Source organism: Salaquimonas pukyongi (assembly GCF_001953055.1).
Lineage (GTDB): Bacteria > Pseudomonadota > Alphaproteobacteria > Rhizobiales > Rhizobiaceae > Salaquimonas > Salaquimonas pukyongi.
The window spans coordinates 3,243,740-3,269,959 of sequence record NZ_CP019044.1; the positions used below are offsets into that span (position 1 = coordinate 3,243,740).

Consider the following 26,220-nt stretch of genomic DNA (forward strand, 5'->3'; position numbering starts at 1 on the left):
AAGAAAATCCTGTTTCCCGCCATCGATCTGAAGGACGGCGAGTGCGTACGCCTGAAGCTTGGCGATATGGATCAGGCAACCGTGTACAACACCGACCCGGCGGCCCAGGCAAGAGCCTTTCAGGATCAGGGTTTCGACTGGTTGCATGTGGTGGACTTGAACGGTGCCTTCGCCGGCGAGAGCGTCAATGGTGCAGCGGTGGAGGCGATCCTCAAGGCAACCGGAAATCCGGTACAGCTTGGCGGCGGTATCCGTACGCTTGAAGACATTGAGGCCTGGCTGGCCAGGGGGTTGACCCGTGTCATTCTGGGGACGGTCGCGGTGCGCGATCCCGGCCTGGTGTTCGAAGCCTGCACTCATTTTCCGGGCCACATCGCCGTCGGCATTGATGCGAAAGGCGGCAAGGTAGCGGTGGAGGGATGGGCGCAAGCAAGCGAACTCGGCGTCGTCGAATTGGCCAAAAAATACCAGGATGCCGGCGTCGCCGCAATTATCTATACCGACATCGACCGCGACGGGGTGTTGACCGGCATCAACTGGAAAAACACCATCGAACTCGCCAATGCGGTTTCCATCCCGGTGATTGCCTCCGGCGGACTGGCCTCTATCGATGATGTGAAACGCATGATGGAACCAGATTGTGAGCGGCTCGAGGGCGCAATCACCGGCCGGGCGCTCTATGACGGCAGGCTCGACCCGGCCGAGGCGCTGGTCCTGTTGAAAGGGAAGGCACGATGACCCTCAAGGCCCGTGTCATTCCCTGTCTAGATGTCAAGGACGGCCGTGTCGTGAAAGGCGTTTCCTTTGTCGATCTGATCGATGCCGGGGATCCGGTGGAAGCGGCCAAGGCCTATGACGCTGCAGGAGCAGACGAATTGACCTTTCTCGACATCACCGCCTCATCGGACGACCGTTCGATCCTTTTCGACGTGGTGAGCGAAACCGCCGAGCATTGCTTCATGCCGCTGACGGTCGGCGGCGGCGTGCGCGAGGTCGGCGATATCAGAAAACTTCTGCAGGCCGGTGCCGACAAGGTCTCGATCAATACCGCCGCCGTCAAACGGCCGGAGTTTGTTGCCGAGGCAGCCGACAAGTTTGGCGACCAGTGCATTGTCGTTGCCATTGACGCAAAACGCGTTTCCGGCGATGGCGAAAACGCCAGATGGGAGATTTTTACCCATGGGGGGCGAACATCGACGGGTATTGACGCCGTTGAGTTTGCGCAAAGGGTGGCTTCGCTCGGTGCCGGTGAAATCCTGCTGACCTCCATGGATCAGGACGGCCGCAAGGCGGGCTACGACATCGCGTTGACCCGTTCGGTGGCCGATGCGGTTTGCATTCCGGTCATTGCCTCAGGTGGTGTGGGCAATCTTGATCACCTGGTGGAGGGCGTCCGGGCCGGCCACGCGGCGGCAGTCCTTGCTGCCTCGATTTTTCACTTCGGCACCTATACGATAGATCAAGCAAAGCAGCATATGCAGGCTGCGGGAATTCCGGTAAGACTGGACAAGGAATAGGCAATTTCCGTCCACCATGGCCGGGACAAGCCAGGGCGCGGAGCAAAAAAAGGGGCAGGACAATCGTGGCACGGTTCACCCTCAACACCCTTGAAAAGACCATCGCGGAGCGCGCCGCCGTCAGCGACGGTTCTTCTTATACGGCGACGCTGATTTCATGTGGCATTGAAAAATGCGCCCAGAAACTGGGAGAGGAAGCGGTGGAGGCAGCCATCGCCGCTGCCGTGCGCGATCGCTCACAATTGACCAAGGAAGCGGCTGATGTGCTGTACCATCTTCTGGTGGTTCTTCATGCGGCGAACATTCCGCTGAAGGAGGTAACAGGCGAACTGGCGCGCCGTACCGCCATGTCCGGCCTGGCGGAAAAGGCGTCCCGGCCGCCACCCGTGGCACCGGCCGCAAAATCCCGCAAAAAAACCCCGGCCAAAAAATGAACGGCCAAAAAGTTAGCGCCCAGTCCGCCCGGCGCAGCCAGAGTCAGTCAGCGTTGATGAAAGCTGTCCGCCGCGGGTCAACCGTGGCCCAGGATGCGTTCTGGGCACCCCGAAAGCCGGAAAAGAAGGTCAGCCCGTTTCTGACGTTTTCTGCCGATGAATGGTCGAGATTCCGCGCCGATACGCCGATGACGCTGACGGAAAAGGAAATCGACCGCCTGCGATCGCTCAATGACCCGGTTTCGATGGATGAGGTGACCAGGATTTATCTTTCCCTGTCACGCCTGCTTTCCGCCCATTGTGAATCGACGATCCAGCTTTTCAAGCAGCGCGCCCGGTTTCTTTCCCTGCGGGGGCAGAAAACCCCCTTCATCATCGGGATTGCCGGCTCGGTTGCTGTTGGAAAATCAACCGTTGCCAGGCTGCTGAAGGAACTGCTTGCCCGATGGCCGTCAAACCCGAAGGTCGAACTGGTCACCACGGATGGCTTCCTCTTGCCGAACTCGACGCTCAGAAGGCGGCGGTTGATGAACCGCAAGGGATTTCCTGAAAGTTATGATTCTACCGCCTTGCTCGAATTTCTGTCATCGCTCAAGGCAGGCGAACCGGAAGTTGCCGCCCCGCTTTATTCGCATCTGACCTATGATGTCCTGAAAGGCGAATATCGTGTCATCCAGCGGCCCGATATTCTGATTTTCGAAGGGATCAACGTCCTTCAGTCCAGCGAACTGCCGAAGGCCGGGCGTTCGGTTCCGTTCATCTCCGACTTTTTCGACTTTTCCATCTACATCGATGCTGACGAGCGCGATATCGAACGCTGGTATGTCGAGCGGTTCATGGATTTGCGCGAAACCGCTTTTACCAACCCGAAGTCCTTTTTTCACCGCTATTCAAAACTGTCGGAAGACGCCGCTTACGCCATCGCGCAAGGGCTGTGGGACAACATCAATTCGATCAACCTGCATGAAAACATTCTTCCGACCCGGCCCCGTGCCGACCTTGTTCTGCGCAAGGGGCCCGATCACCTTATTGAACGGGTCGCCCTGCGCAGGCTGTAACCGCCATTTCCCGTTCAACATACGTTATCGATCTATAAACCCGATTTTGCGATTCTGCCGGCAGATTTCCGTACCGAAAGGCAGGATAGAGTGGCGCTCAATCGCGTTTCATTGGCAGTCTATTTCACCGCACTTGCCTTCTTCATTGGCCTGGAGATCAGTGCGCTCATTCTGGAATACCGCCATCTTGGCATCAATCCGCTCTTTTTGCGCGATTTCTCGAACTACTGGGGAGGGGCGCACATCCTGTTCGAGGGCGATCCGCTATCGGTGTTCGATCAGAACAGCTACTTCTCCCAACTGGTTGCGCTGTATGGGGAAAATTACACTTGGCACAACTGGTCTTACCCGCCTTCCTTCCTGCTGTTCTGCGCGCCGCTTTATTTCATGGGCTATCATCTGGCCATGGCGGTATTTCTGTTTGGCACGCTTGGGCTTTTCGTCTTTGCAGCCCATCGTTTCGTTCTTGAACACGCGCCGGACGTAGCGGGTGGCAAATCGCCCTGGACAATTCCGGTTTTCACACTGCTGATGCTTGCCGCCATCCTCTGCAATTTGCGCTATACACAGAACGGTTTTCTGACCAGCGGCCTGCTGCTGCTGGGATTTGCATACTGGAGCCGCAAACCGGTTCTTGCAGGTATTTTTCTTGGTCTACTTACCGTCAAGCCGCAACTGGGCATTCTCGTCCCGTTTCTTCTTCTGCTCGATCGCAATTGGCTTGCGATTGCCTCGGCCAGCGTGACGGCCCTGGCGCTCATAGCTGTTTCCAGTGCGGTGCTGGGAGTTCAGGCCTGGCTTGACTACGTTGAAATCACCCTGCCGCATCAAAGCCGCATCATGACCGTGTTTGGCGAGGATCAGCCATATCTTACCATGATGCTCTCGCCGTTCAGCGGTATGCGAACCCTCGGCATCAACGGCTCACCAGCCTGGATTGTTCATGCCCTGTTTGTCATTCCGGCCCTGGCGCTTGGCTTTTGGACAATTGTAAAATCCACTGATTCCTTGAGCAGGTTTGCCGCCTTGCTCATCATGTCGTTTGTGGTGTCGCCCTACAGCTTCAATTATGATGCCGGGGTGCTTTCGGTGGCTTGCGCCAGCCTTGGTCTGCGCTATCGCGCACGTGCAACACAATCCGGTGAAATCGGGATACTCGCCGATCTTCGGTTTCGAACGCTCTACTTTCTGGCAGTCCTGCCAGTAGCGTCCGGCCTGATAACCGAGCTGTTGTTTCCGGTTTCCCCGCCGGCCTTGTTGTTTGGCCTGTTTCTGCTAAGCCCGCTGGCGGGCAGGCTGTTTGTACCGGCTCACCGGTCCGGTTTCAGTCCGGCCGGGTAACCCGCCTAAGGGTCAGATTGATTCGCCCGCCACCTTTCAACAGCCCCGAAGTTCCCGGATAAATCCGGTCAACGCCGTGATAGGCAAGCCGGGAGCGGCCGGTCAGCAATACAATGTCGCCGCTGCTCAGCCTGATCGATGCCGTGCCGCCCGATCTTGTGGCTCCTCCGATCCTGAACCGGCACGCATCCCCCAGCGAGATGGAGAGCACGGGCGCCTTGAAATCTTCTTCGTCGCGATCTTGATGCAATCCCATTTTTGCTTCCGGCCCATAGTAATTGATCAGGCAGGCCTCGGGATCATGCGGGTAGCCTGCCAACTCGCGCCACATCGAAAGCAGGCGCGGGGGCATGGCAGGCCAGGGCTTTGCGGTAACCGGGTGGAAGGACTGGTAGCGATATCCTTCATGCTTGTCGGTGACCCAGCCCAATGCCCCGCAATTCGTCATCTGTACCCGCATCGCCTTGCCGGTGCGCGGCATGGTGGGTGTGTAAAGCGGTGCTTTGGCCACGATCTGTCTGATATCGCCAAGCAAAGCCTCCTGCTCCGCGGTGCTCAGATGTCCCTCGATCCACTTTGCATCGTTTGGAAGCAACTGCATGTTCCCGCCCTGTTTGCCGGAGATTACCTCAATTACACCGCGCTAGGTCATGAACTCATAAACAGGGTCGAAATGGCGTTGAAACCGCAAGGATATTGCAAGAAAAAGGCCGCAGGACGGGCTCATTGCCCATTCAAGGCTTTTGACGGAGCAGATCGCAGCGGTTTCATCGTCCAGGGGATATGACCGATTTTCCCCGGCTACTTTGTTGCAAGCCTTTGAAAACCGGGCGGTTTCCTTCGGGCTTGCGCCATGTATCGGGAAAAATCGCTTCATACCATGTCGACCCTGTTTATGAGTTCATGACCTAAACCCTTGCGCCGGTAAAATGCGGCCCCTATATACGCCGCAACGCACCGGATCAAACAAGGCGGCACTCGGTTTTGTTACCTTGTTGTCCGGCAAAAACCAATGATTCCAAAAGGTTCTGCCAGAAAACGCCGGCTCGGTACAAAATGCGCATTTGACGCGGGGCAAACGGGTTAGGGCAGTTCGCTAAAAGGAGAGTAAAATGGCAAAAGTGATCGGCATAGACCTTGGCACGACCAACTCCTGCGTCGCCGTCATGGATGGCAAGGAACCCAAGGTTATTGAAAACGCAGAAGGCGCACGGACAACTCCGTCCATGGTTGCCTTCTCTGATGATGGCGAGCGTCTTGTAGGCCAGCCGGCCAAGCGCCAGGCCGTTACCAACCCGGAAAATACACTGTTCGCCGTAAAGCGTCTGATCGGGCGCCGCTACGAAGACAAGGCTGTCACCAAGGACAAGAAACTCGTTCCCTACGAGATCGTCAAGGCAGACAATGGCGATGCCTGGGTCAAGGCGAATGACGAGAAATACTCGCCCTCCCAGGTTTCCGCGATGATCCTTCAGAAAATGAAGGAAACCGCCGAAGCCTATCTTGGCGAAACCGTCAGTCAGGCGGTCATCACGGTTCCCGCATACTTCAACGATGCCCAGCGTCAGGCAACCAAGGATGCAGGCAAGATCGCCGGTCTTGAAGTTCTGCGCATCATCAACGAGCCGACCGCTGCGGCGCTGGCATATGGTCTTGACAAGAACGACGGCAAGACGATCGCCGTATATGACCTTGGCGGCGGTACCTTTGACGTGTCGATTCTGGAAATCGGCGATGGCGTTTTCGAGGTGAAGTCGACCAATGGCGATACATTCCTCGGCGGTGAAGACTTCGACATGCGCCTGGTCGACTATCTTGCCGATGAGTTCAAGAAGGATCAGGGCGTCGATCTGAAGAACGACAAGATGGCCCTGCAGCGCCTCAAGGAAGCTGCCGAAAAGGCCAAGATCGAGCTGTCGTCCTCGACCCAGACCGAAATCAACCTGCCGTTCATTACCGCAGACGCTTCCGGCCCCAAGCACCTGACCATGAAGCTGACCCGTGCCAAGTTCGAGTCGCTGGTAGACGATCTCGTAAAGCGCACCGTCAAGCCGATGCAGGATGCCCTGAAGGATGCCGGCATGAAAGCGGGTGAAATCGACGAGGTCGTTCTTGTCGGCGGCATGACCCGCATGCCCAAGGTCCAGCAGACTGTGAAAGAGTTTTTCGGCAAGGATCCCCACAAGGGCGTCAACCCTGATGAAGTGGTCGCCATGGGGGCTGCCATTCAGGCTGGCGTGCTGCAGGGCGATGTCAAGGACGTTCTGCTGCTCGACGTGACACCGCTGTCGCTCGGCATCGAAACACTTGGCGGTGTCTTTACCCGCCTTATCGACCGCAACACGACGATCCCGACCAAAAAATCGCAGACCTTCTCGACGGCCGAGGACAATCAGTCTGCGGTGACCATTCGTGTCTCCCAGGGTGAGCGTGAAATGGCGGCAGACAACAAGCTGCTCGGCCAGTTCGATCTGGTCGGCATCCCGCCTGCGCCGCGCGGCGTACCGCAGATCGAAGTTACCTTCGATATCGATGCCAACGGCATCGTCAATGTTTCGGCCAAGGACAAGGGTACCGGCAAGGAACAGGCCATCTCGATCAAGGCCTCCGGCGGCCTGTCGGACGACGAGATCGAGCAGATGGTCAAGGATGCCGAAGCCAACGCTGACGCCGACAAGGCCAAGCGCGAATCCGTCGAGGCGAAAAACCAGGCTGAAGCCATGGTTCACTCCGCCGAGCAGTCGCTCAGCGAGCATGGCGACAAGGTTTCTGACGATGACAAGGCTGAAATCGAAACGGCCATCACCGAACTGAAAACAGCCATCGAAGCTGGCGACGCCGAAGAAATGAAGACCAAATCCGAAGCCCTGGCTGCCGCCACCATGAAAATGGGTCAGGCGATCTATGAGGCAACCCAGGCCGAAGCTGCCGAGGCTGACGCCAAGGCGGATTCTGCCAAGGATGAGGACGAAGATGTCGTTGATGCCGATTTCGAGGAAATCGACGACGAGGACGAGAAAAAGTCGGCCTGAGGCTGACCGCAATGAACCCCGCATACTGCTCCGTGATGGTTAATCCGGAAGCGGTGCGGGGTTTTTTGTTTTGGGTGGATTGAAATTCGCCGTTTGGTGGCAGGTTAGACCATGTCCAAGACCGACTATTACGAGCTGCTGGGGGTAGACCGGTCCGTCGACGAGAAGGAGCTGAAAAGCGCCTTCCGCAAAATGGCGATGAAATATCATCCTGATCGCAATCCCGACGACAAGCTGGCTGAAGCCCGTTTCAAGGAAATCAACGAAGCCTATGATGTATTGCGCGACCCGCAGAAACGGGCCGCCTATGATCAGTTCGGCCATGCCGCCTTTGAAAATGGCGGCGGCGGGTTTGGCGGTGGAGCCGGCGGCTTCGGTGGCGGCGGGTTTTCCGACATCTTCGAGGATCTTTTCGGCGAGATGATGGGCGGCCGGGGGCGGCGTGGCGCCGGCGGCCGGGGCCGCGGTGCTGACCTTCGCTACAATATGGAAATTACGCTGGAAGAAGCCTATGAGGGCAAGACGGCGGATATCTCCGTTCCCACTGCGGTAACCTGCGAAACGTGTTCCGGTTCGGGTTCCAAGCCGGGCTCAAGTCCGAAAACCTGCGCAACCTGTTCGGGTTCGGGCCGGGTCCGTGCTGCGTCCGGCTTCTTTTCCATCGAACGCACCTGTCCGCAATGCCAGGGCCGTGGAGAGGTCATTTCCGATCCCTGCGAAACCTGTTCAGGCCAGGGCCGGATAACCCGCGAGCGTTCCCTGTCGGTCAACATACCGGCCGGTATCGAGGACGGGGTGCGCATCCGCCTCGGTGGCGAGGGGGAGGCCGGTGCCCGCGGCGGTCCGCCCGGGGACCTCTACATATTTGTTACCATCAAGCCGCATGAGTTCTTTCAGCGCGACGGGGCCGACCTGTTCTGCCGGATTCCGGTATCCATGACCACGGCTGCCCTTGGCGGCCAGTTTGAAGTCGCAACCCTCGACGGCGGCAAATCGCGCGTCAAAGTGCCTGAAGGAACCCAGACCGGAAAACAGTTTCGCCTGAAAGGCAAGGGCATGCCGGTCATGCGTTCAACCGGGATCGGCGATCTCTACATTCAAGTGGTGACCGAAACGCCGCAGCATCTCACGCGCCGCCAGCGCGAGCTGCTGGAGGAATTCGAAGCAATTTCCTCCGAGAAGAACAACCCCGAATCCTCCGGGTTTTTCTCGCGAATGAAGAACTTTCTCGACGGGCTGGCTGACTGAATTTCGGTCGTGCCGGTGCCGTCAGATCCGCCCCTGCTTCTTCAGATCATCTAACGTGTCGTCGAGGGACTTTGTAGCCATGGCGGCCAGTTCGTCGGCTTCCGCGTGGGTGAGTGTCAGCGGCGGACAGATGATCAGCCGGTCGCGGACCGCCCGCATCACCAAACCATTCTTGAACGAATGATCGCGCGCGATATTGCCAACCTCCCCTCCAGGCTCGAACCGTTTTTTCGGCTCGGACTTGTCGGGAACAAGTTCTATCGCACCCATCAGCCCGACCATGACGGCCTCTCCCACCAGGGGATGTTCACCGAGCTTTTTCCAGTGCTCCTGAAGATAGGGCCCGATGTCGCTGGCACAGCGCTCGACCAGTTTCTCGCGCTGCATGATCTTCAGATTGGCGATGGCCGCCGCACAACAGGCCGGGTGGCCGGAATAGGTGTATCCGTGGAAAAACTCCCCGCCAACGGTGTGGAAGACGTCGGCGATCTTGTCGGATATGGAAACGGCGCCGATCGGCAGATATCCCGATGACAGTCCCTTCGCCATGGTCATCATGTCCGGCTCGGTGCCATAGGTCTGGCAACCAAACCAGCTTCCGGTGCGCCCGAACCCGCAGATTACCTCATCGGAAATGAAAAGGATATCGCGTTCATCGAGAATGCGCTTGATCTCCGGCCAGTAACTGTCTGGTGGCACGATGACGCCGCCCGCGCCCTGGATAGGCTCGGCGATGAAGGCGGCGATGTTTTCCTCGCCCAGTTCATCGATCTTCGCTTCCAGCGAGCGGGCTGCCTGAAGTCCGAACTCTTCTGGCGTCATGTCCTGCCCTTCGCCGAACCAGAAGGGCTGGGATGCGTGATCGATATCGCCGATAACACCACCCTGGGCATGCATGCCGGCCATGCCGCCAAGCGCTGCCGCCGCGACCGTCGAACCGTGATAGGCATTGACGCGGGAAAGGATGATCTTCTTCTCCGGCTTTCCCAGCATCTGCCAGTAGGTGCGCACCATGCGTACAACCGTGTCGTTGCCGTCCGATCCCGATCCGCCGAAAAAGCTCATCTTGAACTGTGGCGGAGTGATTTCGGCAAGCATCTCCGCCAGTTCGATCGCCGGCAGTGTCGTGGTCTTGAAAAAGGTGTTGTAGTAGGAAAGCTCGCTCATCTGGGAGCGCACCGCCTCGATGATTTCCTGGCGGCCGTGGCCGACATTGACACACCACAGCCCGGCCATCCCGTCCATGATCCGGTTGCCGTCGGAATCCCACATCCACACGCCGTCCGCTCGCACCATGACCCGGCGCTCATCCAGCCCCAGTGTCTTGTGGTCGGTGAAGGGGTGGAAATGGTGTGCTGCATCTTTTTGGCGCAGATCGGCTGTGGAAAGATTGACGTTCATGATGGAATCCTTGCACAATTGTTACCTACCGGATGGAGATCACAAATCCGGGTTGTCGGCAAGGAGGAAACAGGCTGGGCACATGGCTTGTACCGATCTGGTTCAAGGCTTGATCAAGGCCGCAAAACAGCCCGGCGGCACGAAGTGCCACAGCAGATTGCATCACCATGAATCACAATGAAAAACAATCCACTGCTCCGGCAGAACCGGTCAGCGCTGGCGAATCCTTTCTCCTCGAAAATCCCGATATTGAATCTGTTGATCTGCTGATTGCCGACATCAATGGCGTTATGCGCGGAAAATGGGCGCCTGCCGAAGCGCTGAAAAAGGTCAGCCATCCGGGCATCAATCTGCCGATGTCCATATTCGGGCTGGATATCTGGGGCCGCGAGGTGGAGGCAACCGGCCTTCACATCGATACCGGAGACAGGGACGGGTTCTGCCTCGCGGTGGACAATCGCATCTCAAGGGTAAACTGGGCGGAGCGCCCCACCGCGCAGGTTCTCATGTCGATGCTGGACGACAAGGGCGTGCCGTTTCATGCCGATCCGCGCAATGCGCTCCAGCGTGTCGTCGACCGCATGAAAGATGCAGGTCTGACGCCGGTGGTTGCCTTCGAGCTGGAGTTTTATCTGGTCGATCCCGCTACCTTCCAGTCTACGGGCAAGATGATGCGCGACCGGGACCGGGCCCACGGTGCCTTCGGACCGGAACCGCAAAACATGTACTCCCTTTCTGAACTTTCCGGCCAAAGCGAACTCTTTGCCGATATCCGCGCCGGCGCCATCGCCATGGGACTCCCGATCGATACCATCATCAAGGAAGCGGCCCCCGGCCAGTTCGAGGTCAACCTGAAGCACCGGGACAATCCGCTGGCCGCCGCCGACGACACGGTGCTGCTGCGCCGCCTCATCGCCGAATGCTCGAACAAGCACGGTCTGCGTGCAACCTTCATGGCCAAGCCGTTTTTGGAATGGCCGGGCAACGGCATGCATGTCCATGCCAGCCTGCTGGATCGCGATGGCAGTAACATCTTTTCCGATGAAAAGGGCGAGGAACGCCTGGCCCATGCAGCGGCCGGCCTGCTTGGAACCATGCGGGACGCATTACTGATCTTTATTCCCGGTTTCAACGGATATCGCCGCCTTCAACCCGGTTCCTATGCACCAACCCGCATCGCCTGGGGCAGAAACAACCGGTCGGTTGCCGTTCGCGTTCCTGCCTCCGAACCGGCAGCCAACCGGCTTGAGCATCGCCTGTCTGGCGCCGATGCAAATCCCTATTTTGTTCTGGCTGCAGTCCTGGGCGGCATGCTCAAGGGCCTTGAAGAGGGTAAGGCACCACCGGATCCCATCGAGGGCAGTGCCTACAAAATGAAATTGCCGACGCTTTCCGATGACATGGACGATGCGATTGAGGATTTCGAGAAGTCGGACTTTATCGCCGATATTCTGGGCAGGGAATTACAGCGCATCTACGCGGAAGTGAAGAAGGTCGAGTTCACCGAATTCATGAACGAGATCACCCCGCTGGAGCGCTCGACCTATCTGTAAGCCGCACGAGGTCAAACAGGTCAGTCCGCCGAAACCTCGATTGTTACCTTGTTGGGAAAAAACGCGGCAAGACCGGCAAGTTCCAGCACTTCGTCATAAGGCGTTTCATAGGCCCATACGGCGTTGTCGATTTCGTGCTCGCCGATCTTCAGGTTCCAGTAGCGCGCCTTGCCCTTGAACGGGCAGCGCGTGACATGGTTTGACGGTGTCAAAAGCTGTTCGTTGATGTCGTCGAACGGAATATAATAGGCCGGTGCGTGATTGGTCTCCTCAACCACAACCGCAAACCGTGTTTCGGCAACCGGCTTTCCATCGGCATGAACGCAAACCTTCCCCCGGTGAAGACGGGTCGTCACCTGATGTTCGGGGTGTGATTTGAAACCCGGTGCCGGGTTTGTCTCGGGAAACATGCAGCCGACTCCTCCGGTGCACCATTGCGCCTCAAGCCAGCCGGCATGATGCTGGTAAACGGCCGGATTGGCAAGCGCTGCGTGGTAAGCTGTGTTCACAACGCGGTGCAGCTTTCTGTTTGCAAAAAGGGAAGTTCAGTGCGCCTCATCCCAGTTATCGGCGGCTTTGGCATCCACCTGCAGCGGTACTTTGAGCTCCAGAGCCGGAAAAGGTGCGTCTTCCATCACCTTGCAAATGACCGGCAGACAGGCCTCTACCTCGCTTTCCGGCATTTCGAAAATCAGTTCATCATGCACCTGCAACAGCATGCGGGCCGACAGGCCCGCCTCCTCGATGGCCGCATCCATGCGGATCATGGCACGCCGGATGATATCTGCTGCCGAACCCTGGATCGGTGCGTTGATGGCCGCACGTTCGTTGAAGGCCCGCATCTGCGGATTGGAAGCCTTGATCTCCGGATAGTGCGCGCGCCGCCCGAAGATCGTCTCCACATAACCATGCTCGCGGCAGTTTCGCTTCGTCTCCTCCATATAGTCCTTGATGCCAGGAAAGCGCTCGAAATACTTCTTGATGTAATCGCTGGCCTCCGAGCGTTCGATGCCGAGCTGGTTGGCAAGGCCGAAGGCGGATATGCCGTAGATAATGCCGAAATTGATGGCCTTCGCCCGCCGCCGGACCATCGGGTCCATGCCTTCAACCGGCACGTTGAACATTTCCGAAGCCGTCATCGCGTGGATATCGAGACCGTCGGCGAAGGCCTGGCGCAATTGCGGGATATCCGCGATGTGGGCAAGCACGCGCAGTTCGATCTGTGAATAATCGGCGGAGACCAGCTTGTTGCCCTGCTCTGCAACAAAGGCCGTCCTGATCCGTCGTCCTTCCTCGGTTCTGATCGGGATGTTCTGCAGGTTCGGCTCGGAAGAAGAGAGCCGCCCGGTCGACGTTGAAGCCATCGCATAGGAAGTGTGGACCCGGCCGGTGCGCGGATTGATGTAATCCGGCAAGGCATCGGTATAGGTCGATTTCAGCTTGGTAAGCTGCCGCCAGCCGACAATCTTGCGTGGCAGTTCATGGCCCTCGGCGGCAAGGTCGTCCAGCACCTGGGCGGAAGTTGACCACTGACCGGTTTTCGTCTTGCTGGCGCCGGGCAGGTTGAGCTTTCCAAATAGAATATCACCCAATTGCTTGGGCGAACCGATATTGAAGGTCTCGCCCGCAAGTTCGTAAATTTCCTGTTCAACGCTGGCTGCTGCCTGCCCCAGTTCCCCGGACAGACGGGAGAGAATTTGCCGGTCGACGGAAATGCCCCGCTGCTCCATGCGTGCCAGCACATCGGCAAGCGGCCGCTCAAGCCGCTCATAGACGCTTGCAAGGCCCTCGGCGGCAAGCCGTGGTTTCAATACCTGCCACAGCCTCAAGGTAACGTCCGCATCCTCGGCGGCATATTCAGTGGCCTTGGCAATGTCCACCTGTTCGAAGGTTATCTTCGATTTGCCTGTGCCGGTCAGCGACTTGTAGGTGATGCATTCATGCCCAAGCCAGCGTCTGGCGAGATCGTCCATGCCGTGGCCGCCGCGGCCCGCATCCAGCACGTAGGACAGCAGCATGGTATCGTCAAAGGGCGTCAGCTCAATGTTGCGCTCGGCAAAAATCAGCCAGTCATATTTCATGTTCTGGCCGATTTTCAGGATCGCGCTGTCTTCCAGCATTGGCTTGAGCAGGCGCAGGGCATCTGTCTCCTCAAGCTGCCCTTCGCTGCGGCCGCCGCCCAGAAGGTCACCGCTTCCCTCGGTATGGGCAAGCGGAATGTAGCAGGCCTTGCCCGGAGCGGTCGCCAGCGAGATACCAACCAGTTCTGCCTGCATGGGATCAAGCGATGTGGTTTCGGTATCAACGGCAACAAACCCGCCCTCCCTTGCAGCTTCAACCCAACCGTTCAGCGCGTCTTTCGTACGGACTGTTTCGTAGACGGAAGCATCAAACTCGCCGGCAATGGCGGCTTCTGCCCTGGCCTGTACCAGGCCCTGGGGCGTCCATGTACCGCCGCTTTCTCCGGCTCCACCCGTTCCGGCCTTTCCGCTGCCATCGGAATCGGGACCGCGCATTTCCTCCCAGATATCCGAGGTCACGGCCGCCGGCTCGACCGCTGCAAGGTCGGTTTCGGTGACCTCACCGACTTTTCGCGTCAGCGTGGTAAATTCCATCGCTTTGAGAAAGGCGACCAGTTTCGGCCCATCGGTTGCTTCCAGCACCAGCGCGTCCAGCGGCACTTCCAGCGGTACATCGTCCACCAGCGTGACCAGCTTCTTGGAGATGCGGGCAAGGTCGGCATGCTCGATAAGGTTCTCGCGCCGCTTGTTCTGTTTTATTTCGCCGGCCCGTGCGAGCAGGGTTTCCAGATCGCCATACTCCTCCAGCAGTTGCGCTGCCGTTTTCGGTCCGATCCCTGGAACGCCGGGAATGTTGTCGGTGGAATCCCCTGACAGCGCCTGCAGGTCGATCATCTTCTCCGGTGGTACGCCCCATTTCTCGATCACTTCCGGCACACCCATCTGCCGGTCCTTCATGGAATCATACATTGAGACGTTTGGGCCGATGAGTTGCATCAAATCCTTGTCGGAGGAAATAATGGTCACATCACCCCCCGCCCTGGTCGCCTCCTTTGCATAAGTGGCAATCAGGTCGTCGGCCTCATAGCCCTCGGTCTCGATACAGGGCAGGTTGAAGGCGCGCGTTGCCTCCCGGATCAGACCGAACTGAGGCCGCAGGTCTTCCGGCGGTTCGGAACGGTTTGCCTTGTATTCAGGAAATATCTCGTTTCGAAAGGTCTTCGACGAATAATCGAAAATCACGGCAAAATGCGTCGGCACCACGCCAACCGATGTATCGCGCGCTTCCTGCAACAGCTTCCACAGCATGTTGCAGAACCCGGAAACAGCCCCCACCGGCAAGCCATCCGATTTTCGGGTGAGCGGCGGCAGGGCGTGATAGGCACGAAAAATATAGGCCGACCCGTCGACCAGAAAGAGGTGATCACCCGATTTCATTGGCTGGTTCTCGCTCGCGAACAGGAATTGTCCGCCGGCACGATTGCCCAGCCCAATGGGAAATGCAAGGCTGGCAAACCCGATGGAACGGCACTGCTGACACTTTGCAAAGGGGGGCTGCAAGGATGCCCAAACAGGTTGAGTTTTATTTTGATATCGTCAGTCCGGCGAGCTACCTCGCCTGGACGCAGATGCCGGAGTTTGCTTCCCGAACCGGCGCTGAAATTCTTTATCGCCCGTTCTTTCTTCCCGGCCTTTTCAAGACGGCCGGCAGCTCCAGCCCCATCACGGTTCCCAACAAGGGCAAGTGGCTGTTTGAGGACCTTTCGGCCTGGGCCCGGCGCTATGGCGTACCCTTTCGAATGAACAGCCGGTTTCCCATGTCGTCCCTTACGGCCATGCGCGGCCTGATCGCCTGGCAGGACAAGCCCGAATTCAAGGATTTGGGCAATGGATTTTATCAGGCCATGTGGGCCGATGACCGCGATATCACCGATACGCAGGTGATTGCGGAAATTGCCCAGGAAGCGGGCATCGATGCACAGGATTTTGCCGCTGCCGTTCAGGATCCCGCCGTCAAGCAGCAGGTGTTTGACATCAACGAACAGCTGGCAGCTCGCGGAGCATTTGGCGCGCCGACCTTTTTCGTTGGTGAAAAAATGTTCTGGGGACAGGACAGGCTCGACTTTGTCGCTGAAGCACTGGCCGAAACGGGGTAAGTGCCCGCTTATGTTCGCTGGATGTCGGCCTGGATATCAATCGGAAATGCGACGGACCGGGCGATAAAACAGAACTCATGGATGCGTTCATGAATCGCATAGGCCTCATCGAGATTGCCCTCTGAAACCGTAATCACAGGGCGCAGCGTGCAGGAGACAAACCGGCCCTTGCCCGAAGGTTCCATTTCGCCTTTCGCAACGGGATTGTCTTCATAGCTTTCAATGACGATCCCCAGATTGCTGGCCAGATGAAGGAACCACAGCATGTGGCAGGAAGCGACGGCTGCCAGCAGCAGGTCTTCTGGATTGTATTTTTCAGCATTGCCGCCCAGCAGAGGATCGTTGGAACAGGAAATGACCGGCTTGCCTTCTCCTTCAAGGTTCCAGTTGCGCTCATACCCCTTATAGGCCCGGGTGCCCTCTCCGCGATTGCCGGTCCATCGGATCGTGGTGGTATAATCATGCACGCTTTTCATCGTCTCTCCCCAGTCACCCCGCCCGGTCGCGAATAGTTTTCCACAGGCACTTGAAACGCTCCCAGAGTGTTCACATTTCTGTCACGGGCCAGTGGTTGATTGGCCTTGCCGGAACGCCCGTCCCCCGCGTTCCGCATTGATCGCAGCCCGGCTCCAAACCCGGGTATCGCGAACCAGGCCAGGGCTGTGGCCGCTTTTCCCACCCGCCGCAGGCGGCGCAGCCCTGGGCCAGTTTCTTCCATAAACCAGTATTCTGTCGCCGCTATGCCCTTGTACGGATTTTTATGCCGGGGCAGTGTCCTGCTGCGTTTTCACAGCGGCAAGTTGGAGGTTTTATGTCATCCTTGCAGAATGTACTCGATCGTATTGACCATGATCTTGAACCGGCGACCGACCGGCTGTTCGATCTGCTTCGCATTGAAAGCATATCCACGGACCCTGCCTATCGCAAACATTGTGCCGATGCGGCTGCCTGGCTGGTCAGGGATCTCAAATCGATCGGGTTTTCCGCAAAATCGGTCAAGACACCGGGGCATCCCATGGTGGTCGCCAAGCATCACAAGGCGAAAGGCGCACCGACGGTCCTGTTTTACGGCCATTATGACGTACAGCCGGTTGACCCCCTGAGCCTGTGGGACAATCCACCGTTCGAACCCAAAATCATCAAGGGAAAAGGCGGCGCAAAGCAGATCATTGGCCGCGGAACGGCAGATGACAAGGGGCAGCTCATGACCTTTGTCGAGGCCTGCCGGGCATGGAAGACGGAAACCGGCAATCTGCCCCTGAACGTCACCATATTGTTCGAGGGCGAAGAGGAGTCGGGTTCTCCATCCCTCATTCCTTTCCTCAAAGACTACAAGAACGAGCTGAAGGCCGATGTGGCACTGGTTTGCGATACTGGCATGTGGGACGAAAAAACGCCGTCAATCACGACGGCGCTGCGTGGCCTCGTCGGCGAGGAGGTTACCATTCATGCTGCCGACCGCGACCTGCACTCCGGCATGTATGGTTCGGCGGCCCGCAACCCAATTCATGTCCTCGTCGAAATCCTGGCCGGCCTTCGGGACACAAACGGCAAGATCACCCTGCCTGGATTTTACGACGGCGTGCCTGCCCTTCCAAAATCGATCAAGAAACAGTGGTCTGAGCTGAAATTTTCCGAAAAGTCGTTTCTCGGCGAGATCGGCCTGAAAATCCCGGCAGGTGAAAAGGGACGCAGCGTACTGGAGATGATCTGGTCGCGCCCGACCTGCGAGATCAACGGCATTTACGGCGGCTATACGGGGGAGGGTTTCAAGACAGTCATCCCTGCCGAAGCAAGCGCCAAGGTTTCCTTCCGCCTTGTGGGGCAGCAAAATCCGAAGAAGGTCGTCTCCGCCTTCAGAAAATATGTCAAAGAGAGCCTTCCCGCAGACTGCAAGGCCAGTTTCACCCCCGAAGGGGCAAGTGGCGCCATCCAGCTCGATTACCGGATGCCGGAGCTTCAAAAGGCTGCGGGCGCACTGAAATCGGAATGGGGCAGGCCTGCGGTGCTGGCTGCCATGGGCGGTTCGATTCCGGTGGTTGGGCATTTCCAGTCGATACTCAAAATGCAGTCGCTGCTCGTCGGTTTCGGACTGGATGACGACCGCATTCATTCGCCTAACGAAAAATACAACTTGACCAGTTTTCACAAGGGTGCCCGCTCCTGGGCAAGGATCATGGAAGCCCTGGCCTGACGGCCTATCGTGCAGTCAGCTTCGAACGAAAGAACGCGGCGGCCCTTTCAACAACGCCATGTTGCAGAAGGTCGTTGTGACCGGCACCCCTGACCCGGGTGAATGTGGCGTTCTTCCCTGCTCCGCGATGCAGGGTTTGGCCATGGTCGAACGGCACGACACGATCGGCATCGCCGTGAAAGATCGCGATGGGCTCGCTAACGCGGCTTATCTTCTCCACCGATGGGAAGGGATGGCGCAGCAAGCAGCGGACCGGCAGGAACGGATACCGTCCTTGGGCAACGGCAAGCAGTGAATCGAAGGGCGACAGCAGGACAACAGCCGCCGCCTGCCGGTTTTCAGCGGCATGGATCGCCATCGCCGTACCCAGTGAGTGGCCATACAGGAAGATCGGATTGTCCGATTTCCCGTCGAGGTAATCAAACGCTGAAAGCGCGTCGGAGTACAATCCTTCCTGGGAAGGTGATCCGCTCGAACCGTTATAGCCGCGATACTCCGCAACCAATACGCCGAAGCCGGCTTTTTCGAAGGCGGAGGCCTCCGGCAGGATTTGGATCGCATCGCCGCCATTGCCGTGAAACACGATCACCCAGGCCTCACCGTCTTCTGCCGGATGTTCAACCAGATTGAGCATTTCTCCATCTTGTGCCGCCAGGTGCAATGGGTGAAACGATGGGTACTCCGCCGGCATTGGTTTGACCGGTGGGGCAGGAAATATCATCCTGTCCTGATTGAGATACAAGAAGCCAGTTGCTGCGCCGATCAGGCACAAGCCGGCGGCGGCAATACCCATAACAATGTACAAGAGCTTGCGGGCCATGCCGCCGGTTATCTGTTGTTATTCAGCCGGGCGCAAGCTGGCTCGGGTTTGCGGTGCAGAACTTCGATCGAGCCACGCCCAGGCAGGACGATGGAACAGGAACCGGCCATGGCCCGTCCACTGGATGCCCCAATAGATCAGGACCGGACCGCTGGCGGCAGCCAGCATCACCAAGGCGGAAACCGAGCCGATATCCAGGAAGGGCGCAAATTTCAGCAGAACGGCACGTGAGATTGCCATGGGAAGAAAAAAGGCCAGATAAACAACGATGGAATTGCGGCCGAGATATTCCAGAAAGCCGGTCCAGGGGAGTTTTGAAAGCAGTACCGAGCCACAGATGATGGCAAGCGCCCCCATGCCGCCAAGCATGAGCGAAACGATGGGCAGGTTCGAGTAACTGGAAATGCCGAGCACCGCCTGCACACTGGGCGCGACCGGGGCAAAGACGATCAGTGCGTTGACAAGTGCCCATACTGCCAGCAGGGCAAGCGCGATAGCGCCGTTCTGGCGTACCCGGTCTGCAAGCGCAAAAATGCTTCCGGCAAACAGATAACCTGCCAGGAAATAGACGTAACGGGCAGCGAATTCATCCACCATCAGCCAGCCGGTATGGACCGGCAAAATCTCCAAAAGGGCTGCAAAGCCAAGAACGCTCCACCATGGCAGTTGCTTTGTCAGCCGCGTCACAATGAAGAAGACCGGCAACATGTAGATGAACCACAGCGTGCCGAATGGCTCGACAAATGAAAGGAAGTATCTGCCGGCAAGCTCAGCCGGCGACAGGCCCTCTGCTATCCAGCCCGGCGCCTTGAAGGCGAACTGTATGGTCAGCCACAGCACATAGAAGTACAGAAAATGAACGACCTTGCGGTCGAAATAACGCAGCCAGGGACGGTCGATGACAAGCCCGAGAAAGAGGCCGGAAATCAGAAAGAAATCCGGCATGCGGAATGGCCGCGAGAACTCGACGACATAGCCAAGCCAGCCGGTATCACCGGCAGCTTTTTCGACACCGAGTGTGGAATGCATCATGACGACAAGAAGGATGCAAATGCCCTTGGCGTAATCTACCCAGTCAATCCGCGTCTTTTGACGGAAAAATGCCGCTGGGCCAACGCCGGTTGCCGATGTCATATGCATGCGCGACTCCTTGCATTCACCGGAGCCTGCAGCGTTTGCGGCAGCCGGCAGAACGGTTGGCGCCATTATTTTGCAGAAGTATTGGGAATTTCTTTTCCGAACTGTTCAAATTTTAACAATCTGTCCCGAATTCGGGCGCTTTGGTAAATATCACGCATAAACAGCAGCGTTCTTTACCCCTCATTAAATGGCCTCATTTACACTTCACTTACCCTGAAAATTCAAAGTCGGCCAAGTCCCCCAAAACCTGATCTGCCAGCAAGGCAACAGAGCGCCCCCAGGCGTTTCTGACGACGGGGATCACAGCCGCACGATCTGCAGGAGTGGACGGAAAATGGCAAGACGAAGACCGCCCCGCGCCCGCATTGAGCCCGGCTTTGACGAGACGCCATCGCCGGGCCGCAGGGATGACCTGTCCAGGCAAGCAGCTGCTTCTTCCGCCGCTCCCCGCCGCCAGAACCGGAATCATAATCAAGGCCGCCGGCGCAAAACGGCCCGGCGGAGCGGTCTTTCGCGGCTCGTCCGCTTTGCCACCTATTGGACCGTGGTGATCGGCATCTGGGGGTTCATAGCGGTTGCCGGCATGTTCGTTTGGTATGGTGCCAAGCTGCCGCAATCCTCCAATTGGCAAATTCCCGACCGGCCACCCAATGTGCGGATCGTCTCCGTGGACGGGGACCTGGTCGCAAACCGCGGTCTTACCGGCGGAGAGACGGTCTCCCTCGATGAGATGTCGCCCTACATTCCCATGGCCGTAATTGCCATCGAGGACCGGCGCTTTCATTCGCATTTTGGTATTGATCCGCTTGGGATTGCCCGCGCCATGGTCTCCAACATCATGGCGGGCCGGCTCGTTCAGGGCGGGTCCACCCTGACCCAGCAATTGGCAAAGAACCTGTTTCTTGAACCCCGCAGAGATCTCGAGCGCAAAGTGCAGGAGGCCATCATCGCCGTCTGGCTTGAGCACAGATTTACCAAGGACGAAATCCTCGAACTTTATCTCAACCGGGTGTATTTCGGTTCCGGTGCCTATGGCGTCGATGCAGCCGCTAGGCGCTATTTCAGCAAATCTGCGCGCGACGTAAACCTTGCCGAAGCCGCTATGCTGGCAGGCTTGCTCAAGGCACCTTCCGCCCTTAGCCCGGCGCGCAATCCGAAAGGGGCGGAAGAGCGCTCGCAAGTGGTTTTGCATGCCATGCGGCGCACCGGGTTTGTCACTGACCGGGAAATGGCTGCCGCGCTTTCCATGGAAGCCAAAAAGGCAAAGCACTATTGGAGCGGATCCCAGCATTACGTTGCCGATCTGGTGATGAAGCAGCTTCCTGGACTGATCGGGGAAGTGCGCCATGATGTAATCGTGGACACCACCATCGATCTCGACCTGCAGAAGAAGGCCGGAGCGCTTGTGCTTGGCAATATCGGCGATTTTGGTGAAAAACTGAACGTCAGCCAGGGAGCGCTCGTCTCCATCGATGGTACCGGCGCCATCCGGGCAATGGTTGGCGGTGCCGAATACGCAGAAAGTCAGTTCAACCGGGCGGTAGATGCGAAGCGCCAGCCAGGGTCTGCATTCAAGCCGCTGGTTTATCTTGCTGCCATGGAAAGCGGCCTCAATCCCGATTCGGTTCGGGTGGACAGGCCCGTCGCCATCGGTGCATGGAAACCGGAAAACTATGACCGGAAATATCGCGGTCCGGTCACGCTGTCCGAGGCACTGTCGCTCTCGCTCAATACGATTGCCGCCCAGATGATCTCCGAAACCGGAACCGACAAGGTGATCGGTGCCGCAAAACGGCTTGGAATCGGTTCAAAACTCGCACGCAATGCTTCCATTGCACTGGGTACATCCGAGGTAAGCCTGCTGGAACTGACGGCGGCCTATGCTCCCTTTGCCAATGGCGGATATCTTGCCGAACCCTTCGTCATCAAGCGCGTGACCACCCAGGACGGCGAGATTCTTTATCAACGCAATCCCGCCGCCGCTGCGCAGGTTGTCGATCCAGTCGCGGTTGGCATGATGAACCAGATGCTGGAGCGTGCTGTTGAAGAGGGCACCGGCAAGGCGGCGCGGGTCAAGGGATGGGATGTTGCCGGCAAGACCGGCACGACGCAGAATTTCCGCGATGCGCTGTTTGTCGGCTATACTGCCAACCTGATCACCGGCGTGTGGTACGGCAATGACGATGGAGAACCCAGCAAGAAGGTAACCGGCGGCGGCCTTCCGGCAAAAACCTTCTCTGCCTTCATGAGCAAGGCCCATGAAGGGGTACCGGTCGCCGACCTGCCGGGCTTTTATCTGCCCAAGACGGTTGCTGTGATTCCCACGCCACGGCCGGGCAGGGGCATTGGCGGCCTGCTGAGTCCGCGCCGTCGGTCGGGAACGTCCATTGCCGCCAATCAGGGTGGCAGACAGCCCTCGGTTAACAGTCAGGTGCGAAAACCACTATCGAACATGGACGGCGCACCGAGGCCGGGCGCCGGACTGGAAGGGGCTTCCGGCAGCCAGAAGAAGCGCAGGAACCTGATTGAGCTGTTGCTTGGCGGTTGAAGGCCACAAGGTGGTTTTGCGGCAGCTCAGCCCTTTTCGACGATCTTGCCGAATTTCTTGAAGAATTCACCTGCAAGCTTTTTCGAGGTTGAATCGATCAGCCGGCTGCCAAGCTGCGCGATCTTGCCGCCCACATCGGCCTTTGCCTGGTAGCTCAGCAGCGTGGCATTGCCATCCTCTGTCAACGTCACATCCGCACCGCCCTTGGCAAAGCCGGCAATGCCGCCCTTGCCCTCGCCGACAATCGTGTAGGAATGGGGCGGGTTGAGATTTTGCAGCTCAACCTCGCCGTTGAATTTGGCTTTTACCGGGCCGATTTTCAACGTGACCGTGGCCGCCATCTCGGTGTCGGACTTTTTTTCCAGACTTTCACAGCCCGGAATGGAAGCTTTGAGAACTTCAGGATCGTTTAACGCCTCCCAGACCCGGTCGACGCTGGCCTTGATCCGCTGCTCACCCGACATTTTCATCCTGAATTCCTCCTGTACTCGGCGAAGCGATCATGTTTGATCTTGATAGTTGAACGAAAAATCGTGTCAATTCGAAGCAGACCGCGTCAAACCCTGTTGAAAGGCCGTATCTAACACAGAAACACGTCGCGCATGATCACTGAACACAGAAAGAGCCGAAGAAATGTCCGCCACTGACAAGCCGCAAGCCGGCAACCGTTTTTCGCAGATGTTGGCCGGGGAAATCGCCGGGCTGAAGGAGGCAGGCCTCTTCAAGAGCGAACGGGTGATTGTCTCGCCTCAGGCAGGCAGCGTGGAACTGGCGGGCGGGCGCCAGGTCATCAATCTGTGTGCCAACAACTACCTTGGCCTTTCCGGCAATCCCCAATTGGTGGAAGCAGGCAGGGCGGCGCTCGAAAAATACGGATACGGCATGTCCTCGGTTCGCTTCATCTGCGGCACCCAGGAAGAACACAAGGAGCTTGAAACCCGTATCGCATCCTTCCTGGGGATGGAGGATGCAATCCTCTACTCTTCCTGTTTTGATGCCAATACCGGGCTGTTCGAAACCCTGCTCGGCCCCGAAGATGCAATTGTCTCCGACGCTCTCAACCACGCGTCGATCATCGACGGCGTTCGCTTGTGCAAGGCAAAACGGTTGCGTTATGCCAATTCGGACATGGCCGATCTGGAGGCAAAGCTTGCCGAAGCCGCCGATTGCCGCTTCCGGCTGATCGCTACCGATGGCGTCTTCTCCATGGATGGTTACATCGCCCGGCTGGAAGAGATCTGCGATCTGGCCGAAAAGCATGATGCCATGGTGATGGTGGACGACAGCCATGCAGTAGGCTTCATGGGGGATCGCGGCCGCGGCACTCATGAACATTGCGGCGTCATGGGCCGTATCGATATCATTACCGGTACGCTTGGCAAGGCGTTGGGCGGGGCATCCGGCGGCTACACGGCAGCATCAGGGGAAATTGTCGAATGGCTGCGGCAGCGCTCCCGCCCCTATCTGTTTTCCAATACGCTTGCGCCGGTCATTGCGGCAACATCGCTTGCTGTGCTGGACATGCTGGAAAAGGACAATTCGCTTGTGCTGACCCTGCGCCGCAATTCAGAGCACTTCAGAAGCCGCATGTCGGCGGCGGGATTTGACCTTTTGCCGGGTTCACATCCAATCATTCCGGTGATGCTGGGCGATCCGAAAATTGCCCAGGAACTGGCTGCACGCCTTGACGAAAAGGGCGTCTATGTCACGGCCTTTTCCTATCCCGTCGTGCCCATGGGAAAGGATCGTATTCGCACCCAGATGTCGGCTGCCCACAGCCTGGAAGAACTTGATCAGGCGATTGATGCCTTTGTGGAAGCGGGGCGGGAAATGGGGATTATCTCATGACCAATGAAATGAAAGCCCTGGTCAAAAGCCGCCCCGAACCTGGCTTGTGGATGGAGACGGTGCCTGTTCCAGAACCCGGTCCCACCGATGTGCTGATCAAGGTCAGCAAGTCGGCGATCTGCGGTACCGACGTCCATATCTGGAACTGGGATGAGTGGGCCGCCTCAACCGTCCCGGTTCCGATGGTGACAGGCCATGAATTCTGCGGCAAGATCGCCGATCTTGGCAGCGCCGTCACCCGGTATGAGCAGGGTCAGCGCGTTTCGGGTGAAGGCCACATCGTCTGCGGCGTGTGCCGCAATTGCCGTGCCGGGCGCGGCCATTTGTGCCGGAACACGAAAGGGGTCGGGGTCAACCGGCCGGGCAGTTTTGCCGAATATGTCTGCCTGCCCCAGGACAATGTCGTTCCCATTCCCGATGATGTGCCCGACGAAATCGCCGCCATTTTCGATCCCTTCGGCAATGCGGTTCACACGGCACTGTCCTTCGATCTGGTTGGCGAGGATGTGCTGGTCACCGGTGCCGGACCCATCGGCATCATGGGAGCGCTGGTGGCGGCAAAAGCCGGCGCCCGAAAGGTGGTCATCACCGATATCAACGCCTACCGGCTGGATTTGGCGGAAAGGCTCGGTGTTCCCCATGTGGTCGATGCTTCCAGCGAAAACCTTGAAAGCGTCATGAAACGGATCGGCATGAAAGAGGGCTTTGATGTGGGTCTTGAAATGTCGGGCGCGCCGGCTGCCCTGCGCGACATGATCCACACCATGAACAATGGCGGCAAGGTCGCGCTGCTCGGCATTGCTCCCAAGGGATTTGAAATCGACTGGCACGAGGTGATCTTCAAGATGCTCAAGATCAAGGGTATCTATGGACGGGAGATGTTCGAAACCTGGTACAAGATGATCGCCCTGGTCCAGGGCGGGTTGGATTTGGCACCGCTGATCACCCACCGTCTGAACATAGATGCGTTTGAAGAGGGGTTTTCCGCCATGCGCTCAGGCGAGGCGGGCAAGGTAGTGCTCGACTGGAATTAAGGCGTGTCTTGCTTATCGTGAATGAAAAGGGCGGCTATCGTGCCGCCCTCATTTGTTTGTGACCTTGAAGAGCCGGGTCAGTACATGTGCTGGCCGCCATTGATCGAAATGGTCGACCCGGTAACAAACATGGAATCCTCCCGGCACAGGAACCAGACGGCTCTTGCGATCTCGCTGGCATCGCCGAGGCGGCCGACCGGAATGGTGCCGACGATCTTGTCAAGAATGTTCTGCGGGACAGCCGCAACCATGTCGGTTGCAACATAGCCCGGCGCCACCGTATTGGCCGTGATGTTGAACCTTGCACCCTCCTGGGCCAATGCCTTGGTCATGCCGATGACGCCCGCCTTGGCGGCGCAATAGTTGACCTGCCCGTATTGGCCAGCCTGCCCGTTGACCGAGGAAATATTGACGATGCGGCCAAAATTCTCTTCGACCATATGGGCCCAGGTTCCCTTGCACATGTTGAACACCGAAGTCAGGTTTGTCTGGATAACATTCATCCAGTCGTCGTAACTCATGCGCTTCAGCGTTCCGTCGCGGGTGATGCCTGCATTGTTGACCAGCACGGTCGGATTGCCGTGAGAAGCCGAAATTGCCTCGATCGCTTCCTGGCAGGCGTCGAAATCGGCAACGTCCCATTTTCGGGTTTCGATACCGGTTTCCTCTGAAAACTTTGCGGCGGCTTCCTCATTGCCGGCATATCCGGCAACCACGTCATAGCCCTCCTCCTTCAAAAGTTCGCAGATACCGCGTCCGATACCACGTGTTCCTCCTGTCACGACTGCCGTGCGTTTTTTCATGGCTCTCCCTTTCTTGCATTAACACGATAAGGCGAACTCCTCCCGCCCATCATCTCCATACAACATGAAGAT

22 protein-coding genes are annotated in these 26,220 nt (G+C 57.8%); 13 read left to right on the top strand and 9 right to left on the bottom strand.

Translation table 11 applies throughout. The features are described from left to right. Nucleotides 1-6 precede the first annotated feature (6 nt). From hisA to BVL55_RS15700, 5 genes are all read left to right on the top strand, one after another. On the top strand, nucleotides 7-738 hold the full coding sequence (gene hisA, locus BVL55_RS15680) for a 1-(5-phosphoribosyl)-5-[(5-phosphoribosylamino)methylideneamino]imidazole-4-carboxamide isomerase (RefSeq protein WP_075998235.1): 732 nt from the start codon (nucleotides 7-9) through the stop codon (nucleotides 736-738). Next, entirely contained in the window at nucleotides 735-1,517 is a 783-nt protein-coding gene (gene hisF, locus BVL55_RS15685; protein ID WP_075997680.1) for an imidazole glycerol phosphate synthase subunit HisF, read from the top strand. Before hisA ends, hisF begins: the two co-directional genes overlap by 4 nt. A 65-nt stretch (nucleotides 1,518-1,582) precedes the next feature. Further along, entirely contained in the window at nucleotides 1,583-1,951 is a 369-nt protein-coding gene (locus BVL55_RS15690; protein WP_075997681.1) for a phosphoribosyl-ATP diphosphatase, read from the top strand. Between the two features lie 56 nt (nucleotides 1,952-2,007). Next, nucleotides 2,008-3,009 carry a type I pantothenate kinase gene (coaA, locus tag BVL55_RS15695; RefSeq protein WP_083649581.1) on the top strand — a complete coding sequence of 334 codons (1,002 nt, stop codon included), beginning with the start codon at nucleotides 2,008-2,010 and terminating at the stop codon, nucleotides 3,007-3,009. 90 nt (nucleotides 3,010-3,099) lie between these two features. Next, on the top strand, nucleotides 3,100-4,350 hold the full coding sequence (locus tag BVL55_RS15700) for a glycosyltransferase family 87 protein (protein ID WP_075997682.1): 1,251 nt from the start codon (nucleotides 3,100-3,102) through the stop codon (nucleotides 4,348-4,350). On the opposite strand, the gene BVL55_RS15705 is transcribed toward BVL55_RS15700, so the two are convergent. Further along, the gene (locus BVL55_RS15705; protein ID WP_075997683.1) at nucleotides 4,334-4,951 is read right to left on the bottom strand and encodes an alpha-ketoglutarate-dependent dioxygenase AlkB; all 618 of its coding nucleotides are present in this window, start codon (nucleotides 4,949-4,951) and stop codon (nucleotides 4,334-4,336) included. The genes BVL55_RS15700 and BVL55_RS15705 overlap by 17 nt on opposite strands. A gap of 511 nt (nucleotides 4,952-5,462) precedes the next feature. Between BVL55_RS15705 and dnaK the strand changes: the two genes are divergently transcribed. Then, a complete protein-coding gene (dnaK, locus tag BVL55_RS15715; protein ID WP_075997685.1) occupies nucleotides 5,463-7,382 on the top strand; it encodes a molecular chaperone DnaK in 1,920 nt (639 codons plus the stop codon). A gap of 111 nt (nucleotides 7,383-7,493) precedes the next feature. Next, on the top strand, nucleotides 7,494-8,630 hold the full coding sequence (dnaJ, locus tag BVL55_RS15720; protein ID WP_075997686.1) for a molecular chaperone DnaJ: 1,137 nt from the start codon (nucleotides 7,494-7,496) through the stop codon (nucleotides 8,628-8,630). A 21-nt stretch (nucleotides 8,631-8,651) separates the two neighbouring features. Here the strand turns inward: dnaJ and BVL55_RS15725 are convergent, their stop codons facing one another. After that, nucleotides 8,652-10,031, bottom strand: a complete 1,380-nt coding sequence (locus BVL55_RS15725; protein ID WP_075997687.1) for an aspartate aminotransferase family protein — start codon at nucleotides 10,029-10,031, stop codon at nucleotides 8,652-8,654. Nucleotides 10,032-10,198: 167 nt separating this feature from the next. On the opposite strand from BVL55_RS15725, the gene BVL55_RS15730 reads away from it, so the two are divergent. Beyond that, nucleotides 10,199-11,584, top strand: a complete 1,386-nt coding sequence (locus BVL55_RS15730) for a glutamine synthetase family protein (RefSeq protein ID WP_075997688.1) — start codon at nucleotides 10,199-10,201, stop codon at nucleotides 11,582-11,584. 20 nt (nucleotides 11,585-11,604) lie between these two features. Here BVL55_RS15730 and BVL55_RS15735 read toward each other — a convergent pair whose 3' ends face one another. Together BVL55_RS15735 and polA are read right to left on the bottom strand one after the other, a co-directional pair. Then, complete coding sequence (locus tag BVL55_RS15735; protein WP_083649583.1) at nucleotides 11,605-12,093, bottom strand: DUF427 domain-containing protein; 489 nt, start codon at nucleotides 12,091-12,093, stop codon at nucleotides 11,605-11,607. Between the two features lie 36 nt (nucleotides 12,094-12,129). After that, complete coding sequence (gene polA / locus BVL55_RS15740; protein WP_075998238.1) at nucleotides 12,130-15,042, bottom strand: DNA polymerase I; 2,913 nt, start codon at nucleotides 15,040-15,042, stop codon at nucleotides 12,130-12,132. A gap of 125 nt (nucleotides 15,043-15,167) precedes the next feature. On the opposite strand from polA, the gene BVL55_RS15745 reads away from it, so the two are divergent. After that, the gene (locus BVL55_RS15745) at nucleotides 15,168-15,761 is read left to right on the top strand and encodes a 2-hydroxychromene-2-carboxylate isomerase (protein WP_075997689.1); all 594 of its coding nucleotides are present in this window, start codon (nucleotides 15,168-15,170) and stop codon (nucleotides 15,759-15,761) included. Between the two features lie 8 nt (nucleotides 15,762-15,769). On the opposite strand, the gene BVL55_RS15750 is transcribed toward BVL55_RS15745, so the two are convergent. Continuing rightward, nucleotides 15,770-16,237: an OsmC family protein gene (locus tag BVL55_RS15750; protein WP_075997690.1), complete on the bottom strand. Its 468-nt coding sequence runs from the start codon at nucleotides 16,235-16,237 to the stop codon at nucleotides 15,770-15,772. A gap of 335 nt (nucleotides 16,238-16,572) precedes the next feature. Between BVL55_RS15750 and BVL55_RS15755 the strand changes: the two genes are divergently transcribed. Beyond that, entirely contained in the window at nucleotides 16,573-17,955 is a 1,383-nt protein-coding gene (locus tag BVL55_RS15755) for a dipeptidase (protein WP_075997691.1), read from the top strand. A 4-nt stretch (nucleotides 17,956-17,959) separates the two neighbouring features. Here BVL55_RS15755 and BVL55_RS15760 read toward each other — a convergent pair whose 3' ends face one another. Together BVL55_RS15760 and BVL55_RS15765 are read right to left on the bottom strand one after the other, a co-directional pair. Beyond that, nucleotides 17,960-18,589 (bottom strand): alpha/beta hydrolase, encoded by a 630-nt coding sequence (locus BVL55_RS15760; RefSeq protein WP_162841530.1) that lies wholly within the window; start codon nucleotides 18,587-18,589, stop codon nucleotides 17,960-17,962. A 204-nt stretch (nucleotides 18,590-18,793) separates the two neighbouring features. Continuing rightward, a complete protein-coding gene (locus tag BVL55_RS15765) occupies nucleotides 18,794-19,915 on the bottom strand; it encodes an acyltransferase family protein (RefSeq protein ID WP_244530542.1) in 1,122 nt (373 codons plus the stop codon). A gap of 334 nt (nucleotides 19,916-20,249) precedes the next feature. Between BVL55_RS15765 and BVL55_RS15770 the strand changes: the two genes are divergently transcribed. Continuing rightward, nucleotides 20,250-22,463: a transglycosylase domain-containing protein gene (locus BVL55_RS15770; protein ID WP_075997693.1), complete on the top strand. Its 2,214-nt coding sequence runs from the start codon at nucleotides 20,250-20,252 to the stop codon at nucleotides 22,461-22,463. Between the two features lie 26 nt (nucleotides 22,464-22,489). Here the strand turns inward: BVL55_RS15770 and BVL55_RS15775 are convergent, their stop codons facing one another. Next, nucleotides 22,490-22,933: an SRPBCC family protein gene (locus tag BVL55_RS15775; protein ID WP_075997694.1), complete on the bottom strand. Its 444-nt coding sequence runs from the start codon at nucleotides 22,931-22,933 to the stop codon at nucleotides 22,490-22,492. A 163-nt stretch (nucleotides 22,934-23,096) separates the two neighbouring features. Between BVL55_RS15775 and BVL55_RS15780 the strand changes: the two genes are divergently transcribed. Beyond that, nucleotides 23,097-24,311 carry a glycine C-acetyltransferase gene (locus tag BVL55_RS15780; protein ID WP_083649585.1) on the top strand — a complete coding sequence of 405 codons (1,215 nt, stop codon included), beginning with the start codon at nucleotides 23,097-23,099 and terminating at the stop codon, nucleotides 24,309-24,311. After that, entirely contained in the window at nucleotides 24,308-25,345 is a 1,038-nt protein-coding gene (gene tdh / locus BVL55_RS15785; protein ID WP_075997695.1) for an L-threonine 3-dehydrogenase, read from the top strand. Before BVL55_RS15780 ends, tdh begins: the two co-directional genes overlap by 4 nt. Before the next feature lie 77 nt (nucleotides 25,346-25,422). Here tdh and phbB read toward each other — a convergent pair whose 3' ends face one another. Further along, nucleotides 25,423-26,148 (bottom strand): acetoacetyl-CoA reductase, encoded by a 726-nt coding sequence (phbB, locus tag BVL55_RS15790; protein WP_075997696.1) that lies wholly within the window; start codon nucleotides 26,146-26,148, stop codon nucleotides 25,423-25,425. Nucleotides 26,149-26,220: the final 72 nt, after the last annotated feature.